General features: G+C 63.6%; 27 protein-coding genes, 1 tRNA gene, 2 pseudogenes and 1 other annotated feature. Of the genes and pseudogenes, 16 read left to right on the plus strand and 14 right to left on the minus strand.

What is annotated here, in order from left to right; translation table 11 throughout:
• Window positions 1-147 precede the first annotated feature (147 nt).
• The 3 genes from BLT81_RS09540 (at window position 148) to BLT81_RS09550 (ending at window position 2428) form a co-directional block, all read left to right on the plus strand.
• Window positions 148-870, plus strand: a complete 723-nt coding sequence (locus tag BLT81_RS09540; protein ID WP_019193803.1) for a response regulator transcription factor — start codon at window positions 148-150, stop codon at window positions 868-870.
• Window positions 867-1994 carry a sensor histidine kinase gene (locus tag BLT81_RS09545; RefSeq protein ID WP_019193802.1) on the plus strand — a complete coding sequence of 376 codons (1128 nt, stop codon included), beginning with the start codon at window positions 867-869 and terminating at the stop codon, window positions 1992-1994. Before BLT81_RS09540 ends, BLT81_RS09545 begins: the two co-directional genes overlap by 4 nt.
• 107 nt (window positions 1995-2101) lie before the next feature.
• Entirely contained in the window at window positions 2102-2428 is a 327-nt protein-coding gene (locus tag BLT81_RS09550) for a heavy-metal-associated domain-containing protein (RefSeq protein WP_019193801.1), read from the plus strand.
• A 6-nt stretch (window positions 2429-2434) separates the two neighbouring features.
• Here the strand turns inward: BLT81_RS09550 and BLT81_RS13115 are convergent, their stop codons facing one another.
• Window positions 2435-2671 carry a hypothetical protein gene (locus BLT81_RS13115; RefSeq protein WP_019193800.1) on the minus strand — a complete coding sequence of 79 codons (237 nt, stop codon included), beginning with the start codon at window positions 2669-2671 and terminating at the stop codon, window positions 2435-2437.
• Between BLT81_RS13115 and BLT81_RS09555 the strand changes: the two genes are divergently transcribed.
• The 4 genes and pseudogenes from BLT81_RS09555 to BLT81_RS09570 all read left to right on the plus strand — a co-directional run bounded on the left by BLT81_RS09555 (window position 2606) and on the right by BLT81_RS09570 (window position 7381).
• Window positions 2606-4711: a copper-translocating P-type ATPase gene (locus BLT81_RS09555; RefSeq protein ID WP_231908938.1), complete on the plus strand. Its 2106-nt coding sequence runs from the start codon at window positions 2606-2608 to the stop codon at window positions 4709-4711. The genes BLT81_RS13115 and BLT81_RS09555 overlap by 66 nt on opposite strands.
• A gap of 52 nt (window positions 4712-4763) precedes the next feature.
• Complete coding sequence (locus tag BLT81_RS09560) at window positions 4764-5426, plus strand: DUF305 domain-containing protein (protein ID WP_019193799.1); 663 nt, start codon at window positions 4764-4766, stop codon at window positions 5424-5426.
• 188 nt (window positions 5427-5614) lie between these two features.
• Complete coding sequence (locus BLT81_RS09565) at window positions 5615-6133, plus strand: hypothetical protein (protein ID WP_019195194.1); 519 nt, start codon at window positions 5615-5617, stop codon at window positions 6131-6133.
• Window positions 6134-6174: 41 nt separating this feature from the next.
• Window positions 6175-7381 (plus strand): annotated as a pseudogene (locus tag BLT81_RS09570) (IS3 family transposase).
• On the opposite strand, the gene BLT81_RS09575 reads toward BLT81_RS09570, so the two are convergent.
• From BLT81_RS09575 to BLT81_RS09585, 3 genes are all read right to left on the minus strand, one after another.
• On the minus strand, window positions 7365-7916 hold the full coding sequence (locus BLT81_RS09575; RefSeq protein WP_231908939.1) for an LGFP repeat-containing protein: 552 nt from the start codon (window positions 7914-7916) through the stop codon (window positions 7365-7367). The pseudogene BLT81_RS09570 and the gene BLT81_RS09575 sit on opposite strands and share 17 nt — an antisense overlap.
• A gap of 147 nt (window positions 7917-8063) precedes the next feature.
• Window positions 8064-8321, minus strand: a complete 258-nt coding sequence (locus tag BLT81_RS09580; RefSeq protein ID WP_155860793.1) for an integrase core domain-containing protein — start codon at window positions 8319-8321, stop codon at window positions 8064-8066.
• Between the two features lie 388 nt (window positions 8322-8709).
• Window positions 8710-9000, minus strand: coding sequence for an IS3 family transposase (locus BLT81_RS09585; protein WP_172812390.1), 291 nt, complete (start codon window positions 8998-9000; stop codon window positions 8710-8712).
• Window positions 8890-9018, minus strand: a sequence feature (AL1L pseudoknot). Its footprint overlaps the gene before it by 111 nt.
• Before the next feature lie 345 nt (window positions 9019-9363).
• Between BLT81_RS09585 and BLT81_RS09590 the strand changes: the two genes are divergently transcribed.
• A complete protein-coding gene (locus BLT81_RS09590) occupies window positions 9364-10602 on the plus strand; it encodes an IS256 family transposase (protein ID WP_083337246.1) in 1239 nt (412 codons plus the stop codon).
• A 187-nt stretch (window positions 10603-10789) separates the two neighbouring features.
• On the opposite strand, the gene BLT81_RS12730 is transcribed toward BLT81_RS09590, so the two are convergent.
• Window positions 10790-11167: an LGFP repeat-containing protein gene (locus BLT81_RS12730; RefSeq protein WP_231286583.1), complete on the minus strand. Its 378-nt coding sequence runs from the start codon at window positions 11165-11167 to the stop codon at window positions 10790-10792.
• A 190-nt stretch (window positions 11168-11357) separates the two neighbouring features.
• Here BLT81_RS12730 and BLT81_RS09600 point away from each other — a divergent pair, with 190 nt between their 5' ends.
• The 8 genes and pseudogenes from BLT81_RS09600 (at window position 11358) to BLT81_RS12735 (ending at window position 19147) form a co-directional block, all read left to right on the plus strand.
• Window positions 11358-12686: a sugar nucleotide-binding protein gene (locus BLT81_RS09600; protein ID WP_019193796.1), complete on the plus strand. Its 1329-nt coding sequence runs from the start codon at window positions 11358-11360 to the stop codon at window positions 12684-12686.
• A 3-nt stretch (window positions 12687-12689) separates the two neighbouring features.
• Window positions 12690-13553 (plus strand): glucose-1-phosphate thymidylyltransferase RfbA, encoded by an 864-nt coding sequence (gene rfbA, locus BLT81_RS09605; protein WP_019193795.1) that lies wholly within the window; start codon window positions 12690-12692, stop codon window positions 13551-13553.
• Between the two features lie 11 nt (window positions 13554-13564).
• The gene (locus tag BLT81_RS09610; protein WP_019193794.1) at window positions 13565-14389 is read left to right on the plus strand and encodes a glycosyltransferase; all 825 of its coding nucleotides are present in this window, start codon (window positions 13565-13567) and stop codon (window positions 14387-14389) included.
• Between the two features lie 13 nt (window positions 14390-14402).
• Window positions 14403-15101: a glycosyltransferase family 2 protein gene (locus BLT81_RS09615; RefSeq protein ID WP_019193793.1), complete on the plus strand. Its 699-nt coding sequence runs from the start codon at window positions 14403-14405 to the stop codon at window positions 15099-15101.
• Complete coding sequence (locus BLT81_RS09620; protein ID WP_019193792.1) at window positions 15098-15439, plus strand: DUF2304 domain-containing protein; 342 nt, start codon at window positions 15098-15100, stop codon at window positions 15437-15439. The genes BLT81_RS09615 and BLT81_RS09620 overlap by 4 nt, the downstream gene beginning before the upstream one ends.
• 380 nt (window positions 15440-15819) lie before the next feature.
• A complete protein-coding gene (locus BLT81_RS09625; RefSeq protein ID WP_019193791.1) occupies window positions 15820-16983 on the plus strand; it encodes an AMP-binding protein in 1164 nt (387 codons plus the stop codon).
• Between the two features lie 61 nt (window positions 16984-17044).
• On the plus strand, window positions 17045-17500 hold the full coding sequence (locus BLT81_RS09630; protein ID WP_019193790.1) for a DUF4442 domain-containing protein: 456 nt from the start codon (window positions 17045-17047) through the stop codon (window positions 17498-17500).
• A 481-nt stretch (window positions 17501-17981) separates the two neighbouring features.
• A pseudogene (locus tag BLT81_RS12735) lies at window positions 17982-19147 on the plus strand (IS3 family transposase).
• Window positions 19148-19198: 51 nt separating this feature from the next.
• On the opposite strand, the gene BLT81_RS09650 reads toward BLT81_RS12735, so the two are convergent.
• The 9 genes from BLT81_RS09650 to BLT81_RS09690 all read right to left on the minus strand — a co-directional run bounded on the left by BLT81_RS09650 (window position 19199) and on the right by BLT81_RS09690 (window position 26338).
• Window positions 19199-20023: a hypothetical protein gene (locus tag BLT81_RS09650; RefSeq protein ID WP_019193787.1), complete on the minus strand. Its 825-nt coding sequence runs from the start codon at window positions 20021-20023 to the stop codon at window positions 19199-19201.
• 143 nt (window positions 20024-20166) lie between these two features.
• Window positions 20167-21183: a restriction endonuclease gene (locus BLT81_RS09655; RefSeq protein ID WP_019193786.1), complete on the minus strand. Its 1017-nt coding sequence runs from the start codon at window positions 21181-21183 to the stop codon at window positions 20167-20169.
• Between the two features lie 37 nt (window positions 21184-21220).
• On the minus strand, window positions 21221-21589 hold the full coding sequence (locus BLT81_RS09660; RefSeq protein WP_040421023.1) for a PH domain-containing protein: 369 nt from the start codon (window positions 21587-21589) through the stop codon (window positions 21221-21223).
• Window positions 21580-21957 (minus strand): hypothetical protein, encoded by a 378-nt coding sequence (locus BLT81_RS09665; protein WP_019193784.1) that lies wholly within the window; start codon window positions 21955-21957, stop codon window positions 21580-21582. Before BLT81_RS09665 ends, BLT81_RS09660 begins: the two co-directional genes overlap by 10 nt.
• Window positions 21958-22055: 98 nt before the next feature.
• Window positions 22056-22388, minus strand: coding sequence for a hypothetical protein (locus BLT81_RS09670; RefSeq protein ID WP_155860808.1), 333 nt, complete (start codon window positions 22386-22388; stop codon window positions 22056-22058).
• Window positions 22389-22672: 284 nt separating this feature from the next.
• Entirely contained in the window at window positions 22673-22900 is a 228-nt protein-coding gene (locus BLT81_RS12740) for a hypothetical protein (protein WP_155860807.1), read from the minus strand.
• Between the two features lie 19 nt (window positions 22901-22919).
• The gene (locus BLT81_RS09675; RefSeq protein WP_019193782.1) at window positions 22920-24107 is read right to left on the minus strand and encodes a VG15 protein; all 1188 of its coding nucleotides are present in this window, start codon (window positions 24105-24107) and stop codon (window positions 22920-22922) included.
• Complete coding sequence (locus BLT81_RS09680) at window positions 24104-25096, minus strand: hypothetical protein (RefSeq protein WP_231286582.1); 993 nt, start codon at window positions 25094-25096, stop codon at window positions 24104-24106. The genes BLT81_RS09675 and BLT81_RS09680 overlap by 4 nt, the downstream gene beginning before the upstream one ends.
• 1166 nt (window positions 25097-26262) lie before the next feature.
• A tRNA-Thr gene (locus BLT81_RS09690) sits at window positions 26263-26338 on the minus strand.
• Between the last annotated feature and the right edge of the window lie 37 nt (window positions 26339-26375).

Consider the following 26375-nt stretch of genomic DNA (forward strand, 5'->3'; position numbering starts at 1 on the left):
CGACCAGGGGAGGCGATGCCGCCGGCCCGGGTTGGGGCACAGGGGTGACGGCGGTCGAAGGGTGATGTTTGAAGATTTGATGAAGTTTTCCCCGCCGGGCACTGAGCGAGGGTGGTATTCCCCCTGGCCGGAGCGATACTGGGGTCTATGGCTGACCGCACACCGACCACCGCCACGCCCCCGGGGCGGGTGCTGGTCGTCGATGATGAACAATCCCTGGCTCAGATGGTGGCCTCCTACCTCATCCGGGCCGGCTTCGATACCCGCCAGGCGCACACCGGCACCCAGGCCGTGGACGAGGCCCGTCGCTTTTCCCCCGATGTTGTGGTGCTGGATCTGGGGCTGCCCGAACTCGACGGCCTGGAGGTGTGCCGACGGATCCGCACCTTCTCGGACTGCTACATCCTCATGCTCACCGCGCGTGGCAGCGAGGACGACAAGATCAGCGGTTTGACCCTGGGGGCGGATGACTACATCACCAAACCTTTTAGCATCCGGGAACTGGTGACCCGGGTGCATGCGGTGCTGCGCCGCCCGCGCACCAGCACCACCCCACCGCAGGTGACCACCCCCTTGATCGTTGGTGACCTCATCCTTGACCCCGTCGCCCATCAGGTGCGGGTGGGGGAGACGACCGTGGAGCTCACCCGCACGGAGTTCGAGCTGCTGGTTGCCCTGGCCCTGCGCCCCGGCCAGGTGCTGACCCGCCACGACCTGGTCACCGAGGTCTGGGACACCGCCTGGGTCGGTGATGAACGCATCGTCGATGTCCACATCGGCAACTTGCGTCGCAAGCTCGGTACCGACACCCGGGGCCGGGGGTTTATCGACACCGTGCGTGGCGTGGGCTACCGGGTGGGGCAGCCATGAATCACGGACCCGGCCTGACCTTCCGCTTCCTGGCTGCCCAGGTGTTTGTCGTGGTGATTAGCCTGCTGGTGGCCTCGGCCGTGGCCACGGTGGTGGGCCCGACCCTGTTCCATGATCATATGTTGATGGCCGGCCGGGAGGACCCCTCGCTGGAGCTGTTCCATGCCGAGCAGGCCTACCGGGACGCCAACCTGATCACCCTGACCGTCGCCCTGCCCACTGCCTTGATCAGCGCCCTGCTGGCCAGCCTGTGGTTATCGCGTCGCCTGCGCACCCCCCTGCAGGATCTCACCCGCGCCGCTACCAGCCTGGCGGCCGGCAACTATCGTATCCGCGTGCCCGCCGCAGAAGCAGGCCCCGAGGTCACCACCCTGGCGCATGCCTTCAACGCCATGGCCGACCGGCTGGAACACACCGAACAGGTCCGCCGCCAGATGCTCTCTGATCTGGCCCACGAAATGGGCACCCCCTTATCGGTGCTCACGGCCTACCTCGATGGTCTCCAGGACGGGGTCGTGGACTGGAATAATGCCGCCCACACGATCATGGCTGACCAACTCACCCGCCTGACCCGGTTGATGGAAGACATCGACGATGTCTCCCGGGCCCAGGAACACCGGATCGATTTGGACCTGGCGGAGGAAGGGCTCGGGGATCTGCTCCATACCGCCGCTGCTGCCGCGGGGGAAGCTTATGCTGACAAAGGCGTCGATTTACAGGTCGAGACCATTACGGACACCGCCCGGGTGCTCGTGGACCGGCAACGCTTCGGCCAGGTGATGAGCAATCTCCTGTCGAACGCGCTACGGCACACCCCGGCCGGCGGGCAGGTCCGGATCGGCGTCCACCGACAGGGGGAGTCCACCGCGCTCATCCACGTCGCCGATGACGGCGAGGGCATCCCACCTGGCCAGCTCGGACACATCTTCGAACGCTTCTACCGGGGGGATGCCGCCCGCAGCCGGGACAACGGCGGGGCCGGTATCGGCCTGACCATCTCCAAGGCATTGGTCGAGGCCCACGGCGGCACTCTCACCGCCACCTCCCCCGGACCCGGTCGCGGAGCGGTGTTTGCCCTCCGCCTCCCGCTGTCCCCTCCCGACAGTGAGGAGGCTGCTCGGTGACCACACCCTGCCCCGCGTGAGGGCCGTGCCCGCCACCCCTTGAAAATATACCCCGGGGGGGTATATGCTAGGCATCGCCCATCCCGCCGACCAGTAGGAGCTTTCCCATGATCACCTCCCCGCCCCGCCTCTTGCCGATGGCCTCCCACGGCTGCAGCTGTTGCGGACCTGCCTCACGTGCCGACACCGCCTCCATCCCTGCCGCCAGCGACTCGTCAGCGGGAGGGTCCTCCCCTAGCTACCAGGTCACCGGCCTGACCTGCGGGCACTGCGCGAAAAGCGTGACCCAGGCCCTTCAGGCCCTCCCCCAGGTCGACGACGTCCAGATTGATCTCGCTGCTGGTGGTGTTTCCACCGTCACGGTCACCGGTGCCGTACCTCCGGAGATGGTTCGCCGGGCCATCGAAGAGGCCGGCTACACCGTCTTATCCTGATCAGTTTTACCCATCATCTCGACCCTGACCGGGTTGAGCGGAAGGAACGTCATGAGCACTCCCCACCATTCCGGTGATCACTATGGTGATCACCCCGCTCCGGAAACAGACCACACCCACCACCCGGATCATGCCAGCCACGAACACCACGCAGATACCGACACCCACGGCCAGGCGATGCCCCACGATCACCCGCACTCCGCCCTGGACGAAGACCACCGCGTTCATGGTCACGGCGAACACGCCGGACACAGCACCGCAATGTTTCGGGACCGCTTCTGGTGGTCGCTGATTCTGTCCATTCCCGTCGTTATTTTCAGCCCCATGGTCGCCCACCTGCTCGGCTACCACCTCCCGGCATTCCCCGGATCCACCTGGATCCCCCCGGTGCTGGGCACGATCATCTTCGTCTACGGCGGAACGCCTTTCCTCAAGGGCGGATGGAACGAACTGAAATCCCGCCAACCCGGGATGATGCTCCTGATCGCCATGGCCATCACCGTGGCGTTTGTCGCCTCCTGGGTCACCACTCTGGGGCTGGGCGGTTTTGACCTGGACTTCTGGTGGGAGCTGTCCCTGCTGGTGACCATCATGCTGCTGGGCCACTGGCTGGAGATGCGTGCTCTCGGGGCCGCGTCCTCCGCGCTTGACGCGCTGGCTGCCCTGCTGCCGGACGAGGCCGAGAAAGTCATCGACGGGACCACCCGCACCGTGGCCATCTCCGAGCTGGTCGTCGACGACGTCGTGCTGGTGAGGGCCGGTGCCCGGGTGCCGGCCGACGGAACCATCCTCGACGGAGCCGCCGAATTCGATGAGGCGATGATCACCGGCGAATCCCGTCCCGTCTTCCGCGACACCGGTGACAAGGTGGTCGCCGGTACCGTGGCCACCGACAACACCGTCCGCATCCGGGTGGAGGCTACCGGCGGGGACACCGCCCTGGCCGGGATCCAACGCATGGTTGCCGACGCCCAGGAGTCCTCCTCCCGGGCCCAGGCCCTGGCGGATCGGGCGGCGGCGTTGTTGTTCTGGTTCGCGCTGATCTCCGCTCTGATCACCGCGGTGGTGTGGACCATTATCGGCAGCCCGGACGATGCCGTGGTGCGCACGGTCACGGTGCTGGTCATCGCCTGTCCGCACGCTCTGGGCCTGGCGATTCCGCTGGTCATTGCGATCTCCAGCGAGCGGGCCGCGAAATCCGGGGTGCTCATCAAGGACCGGATGGCGCTCGAGCGGATGCGCACCATCGACGTGGTGCTCTTCGACAAAACCGGCACTCTGACCGAGGGGGCGCACGCGGTCACCGGTGTCGCCGCAGCTGTCGGCGTCACCGAGGGCGAGCTGCTGGCCCTGGCCGCCTCCGCGGAGGCCGACAGCGAGCACCCCGTGGCCCGCGCCATCGTGGCGGCCGCGGCCGCCCATCCCGAGGCCTCCCGTCAGCAAATCCGTGCAACTGGTTTCAGCGCCGCCTCCGGCCGGGGGGTCCGGGCCACTGTCGATGGCGCTGAGATCCTCGTGGGCGGGCCGAACATGCTGCGCGAGTTCAACCTCACCACCCCGGCCGAGCTCACCGACACCACCAGCGCCTGGACCGGGCGTGGGGCCGGTGTGCTCCATATTGTCCGCGACGGTCAGATCATCGGTGCGGTGGCCGTCGAGGACAAGATCCGCCCCGAATCCCGCGCCGCCGTGAAAGCCCTGCAGGACCGCGGGGTGAAGGTCGCGATGATCACCGGCGACGCCCAGCAGGTGGCCCACGCTGTCGGTCAGGACTTAGGCATTAATGAGGTCTTCGCCGAGGTCCTGCCCCAGGACAAGGACACCAAGGTCACCCAGTTACAGGAGCGTGGCCTGAGCGTGGCCATGGTCGGCGACGGTGTCAACGACGCCCCCGCTCTGACCCGCGCGGAGGTCGGTATCGCCATCGGGGCCGGCACGGATGTGGCCATGGAATCCGCCGGAGTGGTCCTGGCCAGTGATGACCCTCGTGCAGTGCTGTCGATGATTGAGCTCTCGCAGGCCAGCTACCGCAAGATGATCCAGAACCTCATCTGGGCCTCTGGCTACAACATCCTCGCCGTGCCGCTGGCCGCCGGCGTGCTCGCCCCGATCGGGTTCGTGCTGTCCCCGGCCGTGGGCGCGATCTTGATGTCTGCCTCGACCATCGTGGTGGCCCTGAACGCCCAGCTGTTGCGCCGCATTGATTTGGATCCGGCCCACCTGGCTCCGACCGACGGGAAGGAGGAGAAGGCTGCTATGAGCTCTGCAGCCCCCGTCCGCTGACTTTCAATCCTTCATCGACTCCCCCATACACAACCTCCGAAAGGGAACCCCCATGAAGCGCACCATCACCATCGCCGCTCTCGCCTTGACCTCCATTCTGGTTTTGTCCGCCTGCGCAGATAACACTGAGGGAGAAAACACCGACACCACGACCATCGCCACTACGTCCGCCCCCGACACCACCGAAACGACCGGGGCCACCACGGATCCTGAGACAGAGACGGGGGCGGCCGGAGAGGTCTCCGCCGAGCACAATGACGCGGACATCATGTTCGCGCAGATGATGATCCCGCATCACCAACAGGCCGTGGGGATGAGTGAAATCCTCCTGGCCAAGGACGATATCCCGGCCGAGGTCATCGAGTTCGCCCAGGGTGTTATCGATGCCCAGGGCCCGGAGATCGACCGGATGAATACCATGCTCGAGACCTGGGAAGAAGATCCGGTCACCGGTGATATGGGTGAGATGGACCATGGCGGGATGAGTGGAATGATGAGCGAGGAGGACATGACAGCCCTCGAGGACGCCCAGGGCACCGAGGCTGCCCGGCTATACCTTGAGCAGATGACCGCCCACCATGAGGGCGCCGTCGATATGGCCCGCGATGAGGTCACTGATGGCCAGAACCCGCAGGCCATCGCTCTGGCTGAGCAGGTCATTGAAGATCAGGAGGCCGAGATCGCCGAGATGGAGCAGATGCTCAACGAGCTCTGAACAAGGACGTTCCCCGACCACCCCAGATGAGAAACACGACCATACAGCCATCGTGTTGCGCGGTCGTATCTAGTAACACCGTGGTGAGTATCGAGTAACACATTGGTGAGTACCCAATAACAGTCCGGGGGAGGATTCTGGTGACCGCGTGACTTCAGGGCACGCGGCGTTACCAGAGGAGTCTGATTGTGACTGACTACCGGGCGGTAATGGATCAAGTGTTGAAAGGCTGGTCTGTCCGCCAAATCTGTTCGAGTTCGCGGTGCTCGCACACCACCGTGCAAAAGGCTCGCGATTCGCTGGTGGAACACAACATCACAACCCGTGAGCAACTTCGTGGGGTTGCGGATCATGAGCTGGCGGGCTGGTTCGTCGACGGGCGCAGCCATGCTCAGGGGGATTTCGTCCCGATCGATTTCGACGCTGTCGCCAAAGCGCGCATCGGGCGCAACAAGGTGACCTTGCAGGTGCTGTGGGGCCGCTACACCGCACAGCCTGGGGGCACAGGCCAGCGGTACTACAGCTACGAGCGGTTTCGGCAACTTGTGGCTCAACACGTTGATGCAGCCGGGCTGAGCGCCAGGATCACCCATGCCCCGGGCCATACGATGCAGGTGGACTGGGCAGGCACGAAGATGCGGTTGTTTGACCCCACCGGCGGACAAGGCTCGAAGGTCAGGGACCTGACCCCCTGTTGGTGGACATAGGCTAGCCCCGGTTGATAGCCGGAGGAAGGTAGTCTCAGTCCATGCCTCGTAAGTCCTACTCTGAGGAGTTCAAGCGCGACGCGGTCGCGATGTATGAAGACACAGACGGTGTGTCTTGTAACTCGGTTGCTCATGATCTCGGTGTTAACCGTGGCAGTCTCGCTGCCTGGGTCACACGCTATGGCACGGGCAAAAAAGCCCGCGCGATTGATGCTGCAGCTCGAGCGCGAAAAGCATCGGATTCAGAGCGGATCCGACAGCTCGAGAAGCACAACCGGCTTCTTCAAGAAGAGCGAGATATCCTTCGCACCGCGGCGCAGTATTTTGCGAAAGAGATGGGCTTGTGATCCGCTTCAAGTTCATCTGGGACCATCGCACCGAGTTTTCGGTCACACGGATGTGCGACGTGCTGAAGGTGCGGCGATCTTCCTATTACAAGTGGAAAAACACGCAGGCCGCGCGCCGTCAAAAGGTTGTTGACGATGCTGTTCTTGGTGCTCGTATCCGCACTGTGTTCACCGACGAACACGGACTCTACGGAGCCAAACGCATCGCCGCGGCGTTGAACGACTCTGATTCGGGGGCGCATGAAGTGGTCAATCACAAACGCGTTGCACGCATCATGAAGGCCATGGGCATCCAGGGGTTTGACGAAGAAACGCCGCGTACGCACCACCGTGGCAGATACTGGCCGCAGTGTCTTTTTCGGATCTTGTTCGCAGGCAGTTTCATGCCCCGGCGCCGAATCGCGTGCTCGTCGGCGACATTACCTACCTGCCGGTATCCGGTGGCGGCAATATGTATCTTGCCACCGTGATCGATTGTTATTCCCGCAGGCTGGTGGGATTTTCTATTGCTTGCCACATGCGCGTCGATCTGGTTATCGATGCGTTGGACTCAGCGCGGCGCGCCCGGGGCAGTCTGAAAGGAGCGATTTTTCATTCCGATCACGGCAGTGTCTATACCTCGAAGGCATTTCGCTCACGATGCACGATGCTAGGGGTGACCCAATCGATGGGGGCGGTGGGAACCAGCGCAGACAACGCGCTGGCGGAGTCGTTCAACGCGACATTGAAACGCGAGGTGCTGCACAACCGGAAATGCTTCGACTCGATGCTGCACGCCAGACGGGACGTCTTCGCCTGGTGTGTGCGCTACAACCAGAAACGCAGACACTCATGGTGCGATTATCTCTCGCCCATCGAGTACGAAAACCGCACCTGCGGTAAACTCACCCTGACCGCATAAGTTCAATTCCCTGTGTCCACTTTCCCGGGGTCGGGCCCTTCTCATCCGCCGGTGGGGCGGTGACCTCGTCGAAACGGATGGTCAGCAGGCGACCAGCTCCCTCGGGGTGGTCGGCGGCTGTTTTTAGGGTGAATCCGGTATCCGAGATGCGGTCAACGGTGACTTTTCCGCTGCGCCCACCGACACCGGTGAGAGTGCATACCGCACCCAGGGTGATTTCTTTCGGACACCCCGTTAGCGGGAAGTACTTGTCCATGTTCTGAATCAGTTCGCGGTGTGCGCCCGCGGCGTGCCAGCGAGGAAGGTCTTCTTTTGCGAAAAGGGGGTAGACCTGCCGGTAGCTGGAGTAGGCCTTGTTGTCGAACTTTTCCAGGGCTATACTGGTGGGCTCTAATGCTTGGATGGAACCACCGATGAAGTTTTGTTTTATCCCGCCGCCGGCGGTGTACGGATCCGACGACGGGAATCCGAGGGGGCTTTTCTCCCAGTCGGCTTTGGCCCAAAAGTCGCGAATCTTCCCGCTAACCGTGCGCACACCACCTGTAGGCGAGTAGTAGATCGATCCGTTCTGAAAGTGGTTGTACTTGCCTTTCCGTCCGGGGTTGTCAACTCATCGGTGGTGGGATAGCCCAACGGCCCGGTGTCAAGCCCTGGGTTGTGTAGGGGGTCCTATTGTTGTTGGTTAGGCCGCTTGGGTGTTCGCGGCGGTGTATTCCTGATGGGCCTGGCGGGGTGGGCGGTACCCTAGCGCCGAGTGCAAGCGGCGGTTGTTGTACCAGCCGACCCATGTCGACGTCGCGACGAGAACATCTCGCAGTGCCGGCCAGGTCCTACGGTCGATGAGTTCAGCTTTGAACACTGAGTTCAGCGCTTCTGCCATCGCGTTGTCGTAGGAGTCTCCCCGCGAGCCAACCGAGGCGATAACCTGCGACTGAGCCAAGGTCTCTCCGTAGACGACCGACCTGTACTGCACGCCCCTGTCTAAAGTGATGGATCAGACCGGAGACGTTGTCACCGGCGCGCAGGCGCGCTGACAAGGCCATGTCAAGTGCGTCTTTAGCCAGTGATGGGCGCATGTGGTTGGTGATCTGCCAGCCAACAATCTCGCAGGGTGTACGCGTCGAGGACGAACGAGGCGTACACCCATCCGGCACGTGTGGGGATGTAGGTGATGTCCGCGACCTGCAGTCGGTTCGGCGCATCGACACAAAAGTCGCGCTTGACTAAGTCGACTGGGCAGTTATCGGGGGCAGCGCTGCGGGTGGAAGGCTTTTTCTTCCGGCGTCGGATACCACGGATGCCACGATGCTGTCGAGTGCCATGAGGCGCTAGGCGGTGCACCGGGCGACGTGACCGACATCGCCTCGGCGGTTGATCTCGGCCCATAGTTTGCGCGCTCCATAGCAGGAGTAGTTGTCGTCATAGATGGCACGCAAAGTGTTGCGTAGTTGTCGGTCGCGGATAGATCGAGATGATTCAGGCCGGGATTTGTAGGCGTAGTAGGTGCTCAGGGCGATTTTCGCGTCGGTTGCTGAAAGGGCGCGAATAATCGGCTCGACCCCGAACTCCTCCCGGTTGTCGTCGATGAACCGGACGATTACGTGTGTGGGCGCTCGCACTCCGCCGCGAAAAAAGCTGATGCTCTTTTCAAAATCTCGTTGGCGCGCTTCGCTTCAATCAGTTCAGCTCGCAGTCTGCGGTTTTCCGCTGCAAGATCCACCGATTCAACCCGGGGTTGCCGCGCCGGATTGTTTATGAGCGCGGACCCAGCCGCGCAGAGTTTCCTTGACTGATTCCGAGCTCGACAGCGATGCGGGATATCGCACCACGAGACGTGTCCAGGTCAGCTTGCGCATGCAGCGGTTGCGTCCGCTAGCGTGGTGTACCTGTGACTGTCGGTGAGGGACCTCATGAACGTGTGAGGCGGCCACCGCAGTACCTTTCGAATCAATTCCAACATCTCCTCGAAAGGAACCAACGCGATGACCGCTGGACCCAATCATATCGACCCGACCGCCTACCTTGATGAGCTGCTCGCCCAAGCATCCCCGGATCTGATGCGTCAGATGCTGCAGGACTTCATCAACCAGATCCTCTCCACCCAAGCAGACAGCATCTGCGGGGCCGACTACGCCACAGTCAGCGACACCCGCACCAACCACCGAAACGGCTACCGCCACCGCGACCTGGACACACGCGTGGGCACCATCGACGTGAGAATCCCGAAACTTCGCCACGGATCATTCTTCCCCGACTGGTTGTTGGAGCGCCGCTCACGAGCAGAACGCGCCCTGGCCACCGTCGTAGCCACCTGCTACCTCAAGGGGGTCTCCACCCGCCGCATGAACGACCTTGTCGCCACCCTCGGGATCACCAACCTGTCGAAGTCACAGGTGTCTACCATGGCCAAAGAACTCGACGTGATGGTCGAAGACTTCCGCACCCGCCCGTTGGACACCGGCCCCTACCTCTATGTTTCCTGCGACGCGCTGACGATGAAGGTGCGTGAAGGCGGGCGCGTCGTCAAAACCAGCGTGCTGCTGGCCACCGGGGTTAACGCCGACGGGTACCGGGAGTTGCTTGGTATGCAGGTCGCCACCGCCGAATCGGCCGCGTCGTGGACCGGGTTCTTCCGCGACCTGAAAGCCCGGGGCCTGGATCAGGTGTACCTGGTCACCAGCGACGCCCACCTAGGCATCCAAGCCGCTGTGGGTGACTGCCTACCCAACGCATCCTGGCAGCGGTGCCGCACCCATTTCGCGAAGAATCTGTCATCGATGGTGCCGAAAACCCAGTGGCCGACATTGTCGGCGATGTTTCACACGATCTTCCAACAACCCGACGCCCAGGCCGTGTGGGACCAGGCCCGAGACGTCATTGAGTTTTGCCAGCAGAAGTTCCCCCATGTGGCGGATTACCTGGAGGAATCCTTGGACGACCTGCTGGCGTTTACGAACGCGCCGAAAGCGGTGTGGACGAAGGTGTGGTCAAACAACCCCACTGAAAGGCTCAACCGGGAGATCAGACGTCGCACCGACGTCGTGGGGATCTTCCCCAACCGCGACGCCGTCGTGCGTCTGGTCGGGGCGGTACTCGCCGAGCAACACGATGATTGGATCCAGCAGAAACGCTACATGTCGCTAACCAGCCTGGAACAGACCAAGACGATGATGACAGCCACCGTCATTGATGCCGGCGAATCCACTCAGGAGGTTGCATGAGCCCACGCCAGCACCGAGCTCGTGACGGCCCCTGACACCGTCATCCTGCTTGTTCATATCGGAAGGCAGATACACCACCACCGTGGACTTGACCCATGCAGCACCAATTCGATGGCACGCTGCCTCAACTTAAGGCGTGTACTTCGAGGGCATGTATAGGGCTCCTTTTCCAAATCCCTACCCTCCATTAAACCCGGGGCAAACCACCACCCCGGCCTAAAAAACCGCGCCGAAACGGCCTACAACAACTTGACAAAACACAAGGTGTTTTCAACTCATCGGTTACGGGGTAGCCCAGTGCGGCGTTTTCCCGCCCGAGATCGCCCCATTTGTCGCGGATGCGTCCTCCGATCTGGTGGGCGGTGCCGTTGTCGACGTTGGGGTGCCAGTAGATGGAGGCGTCGCGTTGGAAGACCTGGAAACGACCGTTCCATGCAGCCACACTCTCCGGTGTGGTGGCATCCCCGAACCTGCCCCATCCACCAAGCCGGTGGTAGGTCTCCTCAATTCTCCCGCCGATCCAGTAGCCGTGGAACACTGCGGCCGAGGCGGTAGCCACCGTCATTGCACACACCATCACAGCGCCAGCGACAACAGCCGTAACCCGTGCACCGAGCCTCACGGCACACCACCTCACACACAGTAAATAACAACGCTTCTCTACGAAACCTTTGGACATCCGAAATACTAAGACACCCCCGGCACACTTCCTCACATCCAGGAAGAACCTTCCACCCCGCCTACACTTGATCCCCATGAGCCCTACCCCCATCAACGGCCTGGAAATCCACCCCCTGACCATCCACGAGGACAACCGCGGCTGGTTCAAGGAAAACTGGTCCGGCCAGCGTCTGCGCCCGGCGCAGAACAACGTCTCCTTCAACGCCCGGCGCGGCGCGACCCGCGGCATGCACGCCGAGCCGTGGGACAAATGGGTCTCCGTCGCCTCCGGGCGCGTCTACGGCGCGTGGGTGGACATGCGCGAGGGCTCGCCAACCTACGGTGTGACCTGGGGCACCGAGATCGGTCCCGACACTGCCGTGTTCGTCCCGCGCGGGGTGGCCAACGGCTTCCAGGCGCTCGACGACGCCACGAGCTACATCTACCTGGTCAACCAGCGCTACAACCCCGAGGGCGACTACGCGTTCTGCTCCTACCGCGAGATCGAGTGGCCGCTCGAGCCCACGGAGCTCTCGGCCGCGGACGCAACCCACCCCATGCTTGCCGACGCCACCCCCGTCGCCCCCCAAAAAATCCTCGTCACCGGCGCGAACGGCCAGCTTGGGCGCGCGCTGCGCGCCGTGTACTCAGCGGGCGAGGCCGAGTTTTTCGGCCGCGAGGAACTCGACATCACCGCCCCCGGCGAGCGCGACTGGTCGCGCTACCGCGCCATCATCAACTGCGCCGCCTACAACGACGTCAACGGCGCGGAGACCGACCGCGAGCGCGCCTGGGCGGTCAACGCCAGCGCCGTGGCGGGCCTGGCGCGCATCGCCGACGAGCACGATCTCATCCTCGTGCACGTCTCCAGCGACTACATCTTCGACGGGTGCACCGAGGTGCACACGGAGGAGGAGCTGCCCTCGCCGCTGTCGGCCTACGGGGCGTCGAAGGCCGCCGGCGACACCGCCGCGCAGACGGCGCGCAAGCACTACGTCATCCGCACCTCCTGGGTCTTCGGCGAGGGCGAGAACTTCATGGAATCCATGGCGCGCCTCTACGAACGCGGCGTGCAACCCAGCGTGATCATGGACCAGCGCGGCCGCCCCACCCACGCCGAGGACCTTGCCAAGGGCATCGCGCACCTTCTGGCCACGGGCGCCGAGTACGGGGTGTACAACATCACCTCCGCGGGCGATACCGCCGGGCGCGACGAGATCGCCATGGCCGTCTTCGCCGGGCTCGGCGGCGACCCGGCGGACGTGCACCCGGTGACCACCGCGCAGTACGCCGCCCTCGCTGGACCGGAGGCGCCGCGCCCGGCGGAATCGACACTCAGCCTGGACAAGATCACGGCAACGGGCTTCACGCCCTCGCACTGGCGCGCCGCGCTGGCCATCTACCTCGCGCTTCGGGGGGCCTAAACCGTGAAAGGCATCATCCTGGCGGGCGGGTCGGGCACGCGGCTCTACCCCATCACCAAGGGCATATCCAAGCAGCTCATGCCCATCTACGACAAGCCGATGATCTACTACCCGCTGAGCACCCTCATCAGCGCCGGCATCCGCGAGATCCTCGTCATCACCACCCCCGAGGACGCCCCCGCTTTTCGACGCCTCCTCGGCGACGGCTCCCAGTTCGGCGTCATGCTGGACTACGCCGTGCAGCCCTCGCCCGACGGCCTGGCCCAGGCCTTCATCATCGGCGAGGATTTCATCGGCGAGGATTCCGTGGCCCTCGTGCTCGGCGACAACATTTTTGACGGCTCCGGTCTGACGGAGGTGCTCGGGCAGGTCCGCGACATCGAGGGCGGCGCCATCTTCGCCTACGAGGTCTCCGACCCGCAGCGCTACGGCGTGGTGGAGTTCGACGACTCCGGCACGGCCCTGTCGATCGAGGAAAAACCCGAGCACCCAAAGTCCCCCTTCGCGGTGGTGGGCCTGTACTTCTACGACAACAGCGTGGTCGACATCGCCCGCCGCATCACCCCCTCGGCGCGCGGCGAACTGGAGATCACCTCGGTCAACGAGGCCTACCTGCGCCGCGGCGCCCTCACGGTGCACCGGCTCCACCGCGGCGACGTGTGGCTCGACACCGGCACCATCGACTCCATGAGCGAGGCGAGCTCGTACGTCGAGGTCATCCAGAAACGCACCGGGACCGTCATCGGCTCCCCCGAGGTCGCGGCCTACCGCGAGGGGTTCATCTCCCGGGAATACCTGCGCCAGCTCGGCGAGACGATGCTGAAATCCGGGTACGGGCGCTACCTCATCGACGCCGCACGGGACTAGGATTAGCCGCCGTGGCCACCGTTTCCGCTCTCCTGTCCGCCTATCGCGGCACCCCCGCCGACGAGCTGCGCACCGCGCTCGACTCTTTGCTCGCCCAGACCCGCCCCGCCGACGAGATCGTCCTCGTCTTCGACGGGTCCGTCTCCGACGAGGTCGCCTCGACCGTCCGGGGCTACGGCGACGCGGTGCGCGTGGTCGCGCTCGAACGCAACGGCGGCCTCGGCCCCGCGCTTCAGGCGGGGATGGAGTCCATCGACTCCGACTATGTACTGCGCCTCGACACCGACGACGCCGCCTACCCGCAGCGGCTGGAGAAACAGCTGGAGTTCATGGAGGCCCACCCCGAGGTCGCCGCCCTGGGTTCGGCCGTGACCGAGTTCCAGCACGAGGCCGAGCTGGGCGACCCCGCCGCGCTGCGGGTGCGGGCGCTGCCCGAGCACCACGCCGAGCTCGCGCGTTACGCGCTGATCAACTCGCCGCTCAACCACCCCTCCGTCATGCTGCGCACCGCCGACGTCACCGCCGCCGGCGGGTACAGGGGCGTGCACTTCATGGAGGACTACGACCTGTGGGCGCGGCTCATCGCCGCGGGCTACGCGCTGCACAACCTGCCCGAGCCGCTGACGCACTTCCGCGTCAGCCCCGCTCAGTTCGCGCGCCGCACGGGGCGCGGGATGTTCCAGGCGGAGCGCCAGATGCAGGCCAACCTGCTGCGCTACGGCCTCATCGGCCCGTGGCGGGCACGCGCCAACCTCGTCGTGCGCACCGCGTACAGGCTCCTTCCCACGGCCGTCCTGACCCGCGTGTACGCCAAACTTTTCCACCGCGCGGGGTAACCTAATCGGTGCGATGAACAAGATTCAGGATTACTCAGATACCTGGCTGGTGGTCCCGTGCTTCAACGAGGGGCAGGTCATCCAGTCGGTCATCGAGCACGCCCGGGAGACCTTCCCGAACGTCGTGGCCGTCAACGACGGCTCCAAGGACAACTCCGCCGACGCAATTCACGCGGCGGGCGCCCACCTGGTCAACCACCCCGTCAACCTCGGGCAGGGCGCCGCGCTGCAGACGGGCATCGAGTACGCGCGCTCGCAGCCGGGGGCGCGCTACTTTGTAACCTTCGACGCCGACGGCCAGCACCAAGTCAAAGACGTCGTGCGCATGGTCGCCCGGCTACGCGAGGAGCCCCTCGACATCGTCGTGGGCACCCGCTTCGCCGGGCAGGACAACTCCCAGGTGCCGTGGATCAAGCGCGTGGTGCTCAAGACCGTCGTCTTCCTCTCCCCCCGCACGCGCCGCCTCGGGCTGTCCGACGCCCACAACGGCCTCCGCGCCTTTAACAAAAAAGTCGCCGACGAGATGAACATTCGAATGAACGGCATGTCCCACGCCTCCGAGATCGTCGCCATGATCGACGACCGCAACTGGCGCGTCTCCGAGGAGCCCGTGGACATCCTCTACACCGAATACTCCATGAGCAAGGGCCAGTCTCTCATCAACGGGATCAACATTCTGGCCGACGGCTTCGTCGCAAGGAGACTCCCGTGATCCAGATCCTCCTGCTGCTTGCAGCGTTCCTCCTCGCCCTGTACTTCTTTGTCAACCGCCGCAAGGCGAACGCAAAGGCGTGGGTCAAGGTCGGCTTCTTCGCCCTCGTTCTCGCCGCCATCTGGGCGATTCTGCGCCCCGACGACGTCACCGTCGTGGCCAACTGGCTCGGCGTGGACCGCGGCACCGACCTCATGCTCTACGTGCTCATCGTGGCCTTCTTCTTCACCACGATCTCCACGTGGACCCGCTTCCGCGAGCAGGAGCTGCGCTACGCACGCCTCGCCCGGGCCGTGGCGCTGCAGAACGCGGTCGCCCCAGAATCGCGCACGCCATAGCTTCTTCCCTAGCCCACCCCGACGTGCTCCGCGTGGATGGGGTGTGGGCGGTCTTCGGGCCGGGGCCGCGAGATGTTCTCGTCGCGGCGTCGACATGGGTCGGTTGGTGCAACAACCGTCGTGTGCACTCAGCGCTGGGGTACCGTCCACCCTGCGAGGACCATCAGGAATACACCGCCGCGAAAGCCCAAGCGGCCTCATCAACAACAATAGGGCCCTCTACAAAACTCGGGGCTTGGCAAACCCCCAAAACATCACCAAGATCCGAAACCCGATACACCACTACCCAAGACTAGACCCAACTGGCCGGTACCTTCGCCGAAAACAATGTCAACGTCCTTTTCATCGACGACGAGTTCGCCGACCGCATCCCGGAGGACATGGAGGGCATCACGGTGGTGTGGGCGCACACCACCGCCGACCACGGCGATGACGACACCATCGAGCGCATTGTGCTCAGCGGCGACGACGATCTGCCCCCGCTTTCCATCTTCCCCCCGCACGGCAACATCGTGCTCATGTCCTCGGGCACCTCGGGCGTGCCCAAGGGCATCCTGCGCCCCGAACCCGTGCTCCCCTTCGTCGTCGCGGGCTACCTCGAGGCCGTCCCGTGGCGCCGGGCGATGACGGTGCAGGTCACCGCGTCCATGTTCCACACCTGGGGCTGGTCCGCCGTCAACATCGCCTTCGCCGCCCGCAACACCGTGGTCACCCAGCGCGTGTTCGACCCGGAAAACGTCTTCCGCCAGATCCAGAACTTCCGCTGCGACGGGCTCGTCTCCTCGCCCATCTTCTTCAAGCAGATGCTCGACCTGCCGGGCAACGAGAAGTGGAACACCTCGACCCTGAAATTCATCGCCTCCGCAGGCAACGCTCTCACCCCGGTGCTCGTCGAGCGCACCATCGACCGCTTCGGCCCCATCCTGGCCAACTACTACGGCTCGACCGAGCTCGCCCTCGCGGCGTGCGCCAGCGCCGACATGATCGCCGCCGACCCCACCATCGCCGGCAAGATCCCGCCGGGCACGATCCTTCGGCTTTACGACGACAACGGCAACGACGTCCCCCGCGGCGAGGTCGGGCGCATCTTCCTCACCAACGAAACGGCTTTGACCGGCTACTCCAACCCCGACACCGAGCTGGTCACCATCGACGGTCTCGTCGACATCGGCGACCTCGGCTACATCGATGACAACGGCTACCTCCACGTGCTGTCCCGCAGCGACGACATGCTCATCGTCGGCGGCGAAAACGTCCACCCCCAGTCCGTCGTCGAGGTCCTCGAGCGCATGCCCGGAATCCACGAGGTCCACGCCGGCGGCGTCGACGACGAGCACACCTTCAAGCGCGTCGCCGTCTGGGTCGTGCGCGAGGACACCGAGGCGGGCCGCGCCCTGACCGCCGCCGGCATCCGCGACTGGGTGCGCGACAACTTGGCCGACCATTCCATCCCCCGCGACGTCAACTTCGTCGACTCCCTGCCGCGCAACGCCACCGGGAAGGTCGTCGCCCGCCATCTCCCGCCCTCGACCCGCGAGGATTAAGGGGCGCCTGTGGTGCGCGTCACGTAGAATCGCTACGCAAACGTACACTTAAGGAGCCCCCATGCACTTCTCCCCCAAAGCGCTGCGCCGCTTCATGTTCCTCTGGCCGCCCTTCCTCGGCGCCGGAATCCGCGTCGCCGAGTTTGCGGACGACGGCTCTCGGGTCGTCGTCACGCATAAGCTCACACGGCTCAACCGCAACGCCGTGGGCACCGCGTTCGGCGGCACCATCATGGCCATGACCGACCCCTTCTTCATGCTCGCCTCGATGGCGCGGCTGGGGCGCGACTACCGGGTGTGGGACGTCGCGGGCGAGGTGCGCTTTGTCAAACCCGGCAAGGGGCGGCTCACCGCCACCATGGAGATTCCCGACGAGACGTACGAGCTCATCGCCGAAAAGACGGCCGGCGGGGAGAAGTACCTGCACTGGTTTGACACCACCGTCGTCGACGAGGAGGGCGACGCCATCGCACACGTGCGGCGCCAGGTGTACTACCGGCGCAAGCGCAGCAAGTAGCGCAGCGCTCCGCGTGCCCGTCAGCGCGGTGACACGGTCAATGTTCGGCACGGCCACCGCCGGAATGACGAGGTCGAAGCATTGCCGAAAACTCGGATTTTTGGCAAAACTCCAGGTAAAAGGCCCCTATGAGGGCTCATGATCGTTCGGGCGTGCCCGCGGTGCGGATTTCCGGCGCCCGTCGGGCCGCCCTCACTTGTGCTGCGGTGCAGCTGGGGTCGCCGGCCTTCTTTCACCACCGGTAAACAGCACGCTGCCGCTCCGCGTGCGCAGCACCCGTGGGTGTCAAGCGCCTTCCCCCGCCGATTTGCGGTGCGCATTCGCGCCGGATGGTCGGTGGAGCTCTGCTCTGCCGCGGCGCGGGAAATGAGGAAAACCCCAGCTAGAATGAACTGCTGCCCATTAGTTGGAGGGGCTGGTGCACGAGTAGGTGACATCTGATCTGGCTGGCCCTGCGGGGCCGGCCTGGAAGGATGTTACTATGCCCAAGCCCTACCCCCAGGAGTTCCGTGACGACGTGGTGCGCGTTGCTCAGAACCGCGAAGACGGTGTGACTATCAGGCAGATCGCTGCCGACTTCGGTATCCACCCGATGACCCTGAACAAGTGGATCCGCAAAGCCGACGTGGAGGCTGGGATCACACCTGGCACGACCGCCGCAGCGTCCCAGGAACTGCGCGAGGCCAAGCGGCGCGTGCGTCTGCTTGAACAGGAAAACGAGGTCCTGCGCCGCGCGGCGGCGTACCTGCCCCAGGCGAATCTGCCGGGAAAAGGTGGTACCCGCTCGTGACCGAGCTCGCCGCTGACGGTGTCCCCGTCGCGGTGGCGTGTCGGGTACTTGGAATAGCTCGTCAGCCCTACTACCGGTGGCTGAAGAACCCGATCACCGACGCCGAGCTCGCCGAGGCGTACCGGGCCAACGCTCTATTTGACGCCCACCGAAAGGACCCGGAGTTCGGCTACCGCTACCTCGCCGACGAGGCCGAAGCCGCGGGCGAGAGGATGTGCAGGCGTACCGCTTGGCGGATCTGCTCCGCCGGCGGCTGGAAAAGCGCCATCAGCGAGAAAGGTCGGGGTCGGCACCGCAAGGCCGGGCCTTCCGGTCCATGACGACCTCGTCGAGCGGGATTTCACCGCCCACCGTCCAAACGAGTTGTGGCTGACCGACATCACCGAGCACTGGACGGGCGAGGCAAAGCTCTACCTGTGCGCGATCAAGGACGTCTACTCGGGGCGGATTGTCGGGTATTCGATCGACTCGACAATGAAATCCCGGCTGGCCGTCAACGCGCTCAACAGCGCCGTCGCCAGGCGAGGCGACGTGACCGGCTGCGTTCTACACAGCGATAGAGGATCGCAATTTCGCTCGCAGAAGATGCAGATGGCGATCACCCATCACGGGCTGATCGGCTCGATGGGCAGGGTCGGGGCGTGCGGCGACAACGCAGCCATGGAGAGCTTTTTCTCGCTGCTACACAACAACGTCCTGGATCGTCGATCCTGGGCAACCAGAGACGAGCTCCGCGCGGCGATCGTGCACTGGATCGAGCACACATACCACCGCCGTAGACGGCAAGACCGCCTCGGCAGATTGACCCCATCGAATTCGAGACCATCATCAACAACGAGGCCCTTCAGGCCGCGTGACTAACCATGTCACCTATCCGTGCATCAGCCCCAGATCCGCTACTTGGCTTCCTACGGGGCGTCACGTCCTAAGCCCTCCAAGACGATCCACGCCTCGGCTGTGGTGTAGATGATTGAGAAGGGTAACTCGCTACCGTCTTCGGTGAACCAGAACATGACCGGGCCGTTAGTCCCGAAAACATGCTCCTCCGGGAGATTTACCGGCGCGCCGGTGAGGATTGTGGTCTCAGCAATTACCCGCGCACCTGTCTCGTCCATGTTGGCCGCGAACTGCTGGCGGATGTCCGCAACCGCCGTAGACGTACCCAGAGCGTTTGGGATTGAAGATTCGTATGTGAGCTGCTGCGCCGGGACGGTGATGTGGGTGAGCGGTCGTTGAAGCTTTTTGTCCTCCGCTCCCCTCCGCCATCGCGCCTCGTAGTGCCGCGTTCTGGCGAGGAGCTCAAACCCTTCGAGCTCCGCTGGGGCCTGCTTTAACTCGGCGAACCAGGCTCGGATTGGAGCGCCGCCGGCCGTAGTTGCGCGCATGGGCACCGCGGCGACAACCGCATCGCCACAGTTCACCACCGTTGCTTTGCCGAGGTGGACTCCCCAGACCTCGGAGCCGTTGTACGCCGTGAATTCCTCTGCGAATGGGGCGAGAGTTTCATCCCACCGCAGCAGCCCTGTATCAATCTTCACAGTCACCGAAGAGGCAGTGCAGCTCACGTCGGCGAGAGAACGCAGGACCCGCGGCGCACCCGGCCGGAGCGCCTCGCCCGGCTCGAGGCCGAGAACCTCAGCCGCAATCTTCAGCGTCGTCGGGTCGAACGCCGCTACGCCGCCGTTAAGGGTGAGCGGCGCGACTGCCCTGTCGGAATTACCTGGCGTCGACATTTCTTCTCCTTCCTAGCGCCGCTTTTGCGTCTGTCCTCTTTGGTCTGTCACGGCATCTCGATGATCCGTTGTCCGCACCAGCCTCGCCTGTAATCAGCTCAGCTCGGTTCCTTCGCAGAGGTGGTCATTCTCGAATCGAAGGCTCACTCCGCGCTGGTGTCGACGGCCATCACCGGGCGAAGCGGCACTACCTTGCGCCACTTCTCCGGCAACTTCTCGTAGTTCGCGATGACTAAGGCAGCGAATTCGCTGCCCCCGATCAAACGGAGTCGGGCGTTCTGCCTTTCAATTATTTGGGCGTCCCGAGTGAAGCTCCCAGTGGTGACGAACAAGAGTGAGCTCCCCCAGCCAGCTCCCACCAATTGCTGGACGTCAGGTACCGTTACGGATCCAATTATTTGCTTGCACTGCACCATGATCTGCGGCGGCTCCACGCCCAACGGGTCTTTGTGCGCAATCACGTCAACCCCGCCGTCTCTGCTGTACGGAGTGACCCGGGCGCGGTACCCGAGAGCGCGGAGCACATCTGCGGTGAGGCTCTCGAACTCGGCTGGTGTGATCTCTTTACTCACTGCTTCGAGCACAAAGTCCCCCGTCGCCTGCTCGATGCGAGCGGCATTCGGCATCTCAGGGGTCGGCTCGTCCGAGTCGGTGACATCAGCGACGGGCTGCGCCTGGGGAGTTGTCACCCGGTCGCCTTCGAAAACCGCGAGAATTTCCTGCTGATGGCGTCGCACGGAAAAGAGCGTGACCGCTGATCCCAGTTCATACAGCGCACTCTGGCTGAACTCGTTGCGCGCTACACCCGTTTTGAGCCACTCAACTGGACGGCGGTGACGGTGGAGCGGCGCATCTGACTCGTAGTAGTACTCACCTGAGATGCGACCGATGTTGATGGTGCTGTCAGGCCTGTAGGGTGCAACAACCAAGTCACCGGGTTCCATCACGTGAGCGAACCGGTAGACCACGCCGGCATGAGTACTAATGCGTCCCGCAGAGTCTTCCGGGTGCAGGCGGGCCAGCTCCGCCTTGATTGCCTCTCGGCGCCTCGCCAATGCCCTCAAGTCTCCCAGCTCATCCCACCCGATGCTGACAAACCCCTGCTCGAGAAGCTCTTCCTTCAACGCGTTGTTATGAAGCCCCCAGATGTGAATTCCCACCAGTGCCCTTTCTCTCGCCAGCCGTTTTTACTCCTCCTCAGCCCCCCAGCACGCAGCGACCGATGAGTGCGTCGACTTTGCGCACGTCGAGGCCGCGGCCGATCTTGATCTTGATGCACCCGGCGCGTGTCCACAGCTCAATCTCGGCGTTGAAGTCGAGCGTGCCGGCATTCTCCGTGGACCACATGTTGATCGAGGAGTACGGCAGCGAGTACATCTCAACTTTCTTGCCGCGGATGCCCTGGGCGTCGCGGACGATGAGTCGGCGGGTGGTGAAGATGGCGCTGTCCCGGTAGGTCTTGAAGGCCACGATCGGTTCCTCGCCGGGCACAACGATCTGGCGGAAGTCCTCCGGGATGGGGGCCTCCGCCACCAGCGTCCATTCGGCGATGTTGCTCATTTCCATTTAGTTTTTCCTTTCTCCGTGGGCGCTCGCCCAGCTCGCGCTGCGGGGGCATCCTCGATCAGCTTGACCAGTGTATCGGTGACGAGGAAGAAGGTTCCGTGGTTGGCACCGTTGGCGACCAGGCCGTCCCACGTGCGCTCGCGGTTGGCGAAGACGACGAACCACGTCATGACACGGTTGATGTCGAAGTATTCGACCTCGGCGGGGTTGCCGATGACGGCGAATTCCTTGCAGTCCCGCTGGCAGCCAGCCCCGCGGAAGCCGCAGAGGTAGACGGCATCCCCGGTTCCGTAGACCAGCCACCCCCGTATTCGAGCGAGCTGAGGGGGTCGGCCGGGGCCGCCGGTTGCCGCGCAGGACAACCACACCGCCGGGCCACTCCTGTGGCTGATCCTCGGGATATGTTCTGGCCATGGTGAGAAGCTAACCCGCGGCCCCGACACGCGGCCGTCCACGTTCGAACGCGTTAGCGCCCGGCGACGTCGCGCATCTGCCGGTCGAGTGCACCGTTGAGCATCGGGTTGAACAGGACGCAGCTCACCGCCGCGAGGTAGAGGCCCTGATCGGCGCCCACGAAGCGTGAACTCGTCCCAGCGTTGCTGTGAGCGCACTCCTTCAGCTGGCGGTACGGGCTTCCCGGAGTGTCCCAGGGGACGGGCACGCTATACGGCAGCATCTGAATGGCCTCGTGGGCGTAGGGGCTGATCCCCGACATCGGAGCATGTTCGGCCGCGGCCACAGGCGCGGACAGGGTGAATAGAGCGGCGGAGGCAGCAGCAGTTTTACGGAGGAAACTCATGGCTGCAGGTTAGTCTCTGCGGTCCAGTCGCCGGGCAGAATTCGTTGCGTGAAGTACGGCCCCGGGTTGAAAACCTCGCCGGCGCCGTTTGCGCGGCACAGCCCCGCGTAGGCTCGGTGCCGATGTTTCTTCTCAGGAGACCCCCGGAAAACTCCTCATGAACTGCTCCCCACAAGTCGGTAACTGATTTCTCAGTCCAACTAATGGGGAGCAGTTCACCAGCCAGGGGCAATGGGGTTTTGCTGTGCGCCGACCGGGAATCGAACCCGGCGCGAACCTACCGACTAGGCGACGCTATCTTTGGAAGCATTTTCTGCGATCAACCGCACAAGGACACCAGCACCGGAATCGAGATCAAGTGAGAGCGCAAATTCCAACGCTTTACGCGTCAGTTTCCCAGACTCATAAGCGTCTTCTACAAGTGACGAAATAGCGGCATCTTCCTCGCCCGCGTTTAAGGCCGATTCTGCAGCTTCGCGTGGGACATCTGGCGCAATCATCTTATCGATCATCTCGTACCTGCTATCCACTTCAATCACCTACTTTTCGTGCTCGCGGTGGGATCTTGTTCTTGACTTCAGGATACGCCATGATGAACTGCTCGTATCCATCAGCTGTGACGTATTTGGCGTAGACCACAATCCCATCGATGATCCGCCATACCTCTCTGGCCGAACTTGTCTTCCTCGTCCATTGGGGGTCTTCGATAGTATCGCGAACTGCGTCGACGATCATTTGGTCCGTCCACCCCCTCGGGAACTTTGAGGCGCCTTTTCGCTTTGAATCCCACCTGTGCCCTTCCGCAAGCAACTCATTATGTGGCCACCCGCGGACTGACTTCCCTTCCCTTAGTTTCTTTTTGTCTCCCTCATTAGGGTCTCTCCACCCGTAGAGAACATGCCCCGGCATCTTATCTAGTGGCGGCAGCTTTTCTCCTGGAAACACCGACGATATCCCATTTCCCATGTAACTGGGGATTCTGCAGTACTTCAGCCGTGGCCAGCTTGCGCCTGTGTCAGTCTGCTGGCGCGAGGCATCAACCCACTGTCGCCAATCATTCAGATCAGCAGCATGCCCTACCTCTCGGCTAATCACCTGATGCTGTTTCATCAACTCGCGATTGATCCGCGGTAAGTCCGAATCTACCTTCACCTCAATGGCCAAGCAGCGGCAATTATCGTGATACCTGCCGAGCTCACTCAGTACCGTCTTGCTGCTGTAGACCGCGCCACGTGAACCCAGCATGAGGCAAAACGAACACGCCCCCGGCTCCGGCACACGCGCATACCGTGTGCCCGCTTTCAAAGTCGCCAATCCGACCGTCCTGCGGGCAGGATCCACAACCAGCCGATTCGTGATCCCCTGCAGCTTTCGCAAAGCAAGAGCACGCTTTTCTGCATCGTTGATGTTATCGACCCACGTCGCGGCCTGAAATGACCCCCGCGCCTGCTCGAACCCCACAGGGTCAGCCACCTCTGGATACTCCAACTCGCGCAGAGTGTCATCCAGCGAGCGCTCCAGGAACAGGTAGTCGGCAGCAGCATACGCCGCATGCTCCCCGTACTTCGCCACGATCGCCGCGAACGGCTCGACAAGAAGGCGCTTCTGCTCCACAAATCCAAGCCCCTCAGTGCGTTTCCACCACGCCAGCAGGTCACGCTGGGCAAGAATCCGCAGATTATCCAGTGTGCCGGCATACATGTCACGGTGTTCACTCACTGGGCATCACCGCCAACAGGGCGATTCTGCCTTGCTGCTGCACGTGCTTCCTCCGGAATGCCCTCTGCCTCTGCCTGGGTGGCAACCGACGCCAACGCTGATGACCGCTCGAGTGCCTCAACGCGGCGCACCTCGGCTTCCATGACGCGCTGCTCTTCCGGCGTGTAGCCGAGACGGTCCCACACGACCCGCGAGTTCTTCGGGGCCACGCCCGCCTGCACCTGCTTGACCATCGCGTCCGTCGTCGCCGCAACCGTGGGTGTTGCCGGGTCACCCCAGCGCACACCCACCGGCGCCGCGTCCGCAAACGTCGTCCCCGCGGTGGCAGCCCCAGCAAGACGCCCGACATCACCCCACGCGCGGCCGAACGACTTCTGACGCCGCTCCGCGCGCTTCACCAGGCGCGCCTCCATCGCGCGGATCGCGTCCGCCGACGTCGCCTGGTCACCACGAAGCCCGAAGTAGTGGCCCGGCAGGCCCGCCTCGGCCGCAGCCAGCTGCGCCAGGCCCTCGATCTGCTCGAGGAACGGCCCCGCAGGCTGCGGCTTGAACTCACCCAACTCCGGGGCCTGCTCGTCTTCCCCGCTCGTTCCAGTCGCCCACATGCGGCCCACTACAACCTGCCACGGCGACATATGAGCACCGTCCGGGGAGACAAACGAGTCCCGGTCCAACCCGATCGCATAACGCTGCGGGGTGGAGAAAAACTCGCGGTTGATGTCCATCGCGATCAGCGTGTGCACCGCGGAATCGGTGTATCGGCGAAGCGGCGCCGTAATCTCCGACTTCCCCCACCGCGCCCCCGTGCGGGAGCGGTTGACGAACGGCACCAGCGGCGCCGCCCCAGCCCGCGCGGCGGCCAGGTCAACGAAGTCTTCACCGTCGACGAAGTCCGTTGCCAGCAAAGCGGGCTTCGCGAGGAAACTCGGCGTCTGGGAGCCAACCGGACTACCCGGCGCGCTGCTCGCGTCGCTGTCGGAGTTCGTCAAGAGCACTTCCCTCCTTCTCCACGACGTCCGCCAACCGTGCCGAGAGCACGGCGACGTCGTGCGGCTGGTCTGACTCGTCGATCTCGAGAGCCAGCCGGTCACGCAGCGCCTGGTACGTCGCCAGCGCCTCATTGGTCGACGCCGCCTCGAAAACCGAGGCCAGGCCCCGCGGGCTAACCTCTACCCCGTTGGTCCCGGGCTGAAGTTCCGGGTAACGCTCCGGAGGGCGCTGAACCCGCTTTATACACTTATCGGAGCACCACTTCCTCTGGCGGCCGAGCAGCGGCGCCCGGCCACGGCGACGCCTCCACCACCCTCAACATCTACGGCCATCTCTGGGACGAAGGACTCGACGCCAGTCCCCACGCCCTAGACGCACACCTCACCGCCGAGCGTGAACGCGAAGCCCGGCACGCGGCGCGGCGTGCAGAGAAAACTGCCAGGCGCGGAGCTATGCGTGCGGTGCCGGCCGCGGGCTAGTACGCCTTGTTTATCCACAGGCTTTGGACATTCGCGAACCGTCTCTATGTAGCGCGAACGCGGAAAATGGCAGGCACGTGATTCCGGGGCCTCGTTTGAACAGGCCCCCTGAAATTCTTGTCAGAAGAGTGACACCTTTGGTGGAGCTCTACTTCCTTCGCGGTGCGATTGTCTCCACCGCCAAGGTTGAGGCGATTGACCCGCGATCACCTCTAACCGTGAAGGGAGGTGAGACCGAAAGTGCCTAACGAATCGGAACCCCAGAAGGGTAAGAGGAGGGCCTGGCCCGCGATGCGTGAAATCGCGAGCCGGCCGGGGTGCGGCTGGTGGCCATGTACCTTGCTGACGGAGTTCGCAAGGCTGTCGAGCGGCTGTCCAGCTAGTCTCACAGAACACCCGCATTAGGTTGGCGCCGGTGCGGGGGTTCCGCCTTTTTGGGACATGGCGGAGTGGCTCATGTCGGCTTCCGACATATCCATCTCCGACGGTGCGTGTGGTAATCGCTGTAGCGGTTCCTCAACTTATAGCGCAATTACTGACGGTCCTCGGCGATCACCTCAACGCTCGGTCTGTGCTCGGTCTGTGCTCGGTAATACGAGAAACTTCCTGGGCTTTCTTGGGACAACTTCCCTGCGCGGTGAACGAGTGAAACCCCAGCTAGAAACGCTGTCTAGCTGGGGTTTTCGTGGAGCCACCTGCGAGAATCGAACTCGCGACCTTCTCATTACGAGTGAGATGCTCTACCGACTGAGCTAAGGTGGCCGGAACGCCTGCGCAGGGCAGTATGTCCGCGCCATAG

Source organism: Corynebacterium timonense, from assembly GCF_900105305.1.
GTDB classification, from domain to species: domain Bacteria; phylum Actinomycetota; class Actinomycetes; order Mycobacteriales; family Mycobacteriaceae; genus Corynebacterium; species Corynebacterium timonense.

What these genes read in the sequence shown, in the direction of transcription:
- BLT81_RS09660 (WP_040421023.1), bottom strand. Translation starts at nt 21,589, where the DNA reads ATGGAAATGAGCAACATCGCCGAATGGACGCTGGTGGCGGAGGCCCCC.
- BLT81_RS09555 (WP_231908938.1), top strand. Translation starts at nt 2,606, where the DNA reads ATGCCCCACGATCACCCGCACTCCGCCCTGGACGAAGACCACCGCGTT.
- BLT81_RS09600 (WP_019193796.1), top strand. Translation starts at nt 11,358, where the DNA reads ATGAGCCCTACCCCCATCAACGGCCTGGAAATCCACCCCCTGACCATC.
- BLT81_RS12730 (WP_231286583.1), bottom strand. Translation starts at nt 11,167, where the DNA reads ATGACGGTGGCTACCGCCTCGGCCGCAGTGTTCCACGGCTACTGGATC.
- BLT81_RS09540 (WP_019193803.1), top strand. Translation starts at nt 148, where the DNA reads ATGGCTGACCGCACACCGACCACCGCCACGCCCCCGGGGCGGGTGCTG.
- BLT81_RS09560 (WP_019193799.1), top strand. Translation starts at nt 4,764, where the DNA reads ATGAAGCGCACCATCACCATCGCCGCTCTCGCCTTGACCTCCATTCTG.
- BLT81_RS09550 (WP_019193801.1), top strand. Translation starts at nt 2,102, where the DNA reads ATGATCACCTCCCCGCCCCGCCTCTTGCCGATGGCCTCCCACGGCTGC.
- BLT81_RS09615 (WP_019193793.1), top strand. Translation starts at nt 14,403, where the DNA reads ATGAACAAGATTCAGGATTACTCAGATACCTGGCTGGTGGTCCCGTGC.
- BLT81_RS09545 (WP_019193802.1), top strand. Translation starts at nt 867, where the DNA reads ATGAATCACGGACCCGGCCTGACCTTCCGCTTCCTGGCTGCCCAGGTG.
- BLT81_RS09625 (WP_019193791.1), top strand. Translation starts at nt 15,820, where the DNA reads ATGGAGGGCATCACGGTGGTGTGGGCGCACACCACCGCCGACCACGGC.
- BLT81_RS09630 (WP_019193790.1), top strand. Translation starts at nt 17,045, where the DNA reads ATGCACTTCTCCCCCAAAGCGCTGCGCCGCTTCATGTTCCTCTGGCCG.
- BLT81_RS09670 (WP_155860808.1), bottom strand. Translation starts at nt 22,388, where the DNA reads ATGAGTTTCCTCCGTAAAACTGCTGCTGCCTCCGCCGCTCTATTCACC.
- BLT81_RS12740 (WP_155860807.1), bottom strand. Translation starts at nt 22,900, where the DNA reads ATGATCGATAAGATGATTGCGCCAGATGTCCCACGCGAAGCTGCAGAA.
- BLT81_RS09650 (WP_019193787.1), bottom strand. Translation starts at nt 20,023, where the DNA reads ATGTCGACGCCAGGTAATTCCGACAGGGCAGTCGCGCCGCTCACCCTT.
- BLT81_RS09590 (WP_083337246.1), top strand. Translation starts at nt 9,364, where the DNA reads ATGACCGCTGGACCCAATCATATCGACCCGACCGCCTACCTTGATGAG.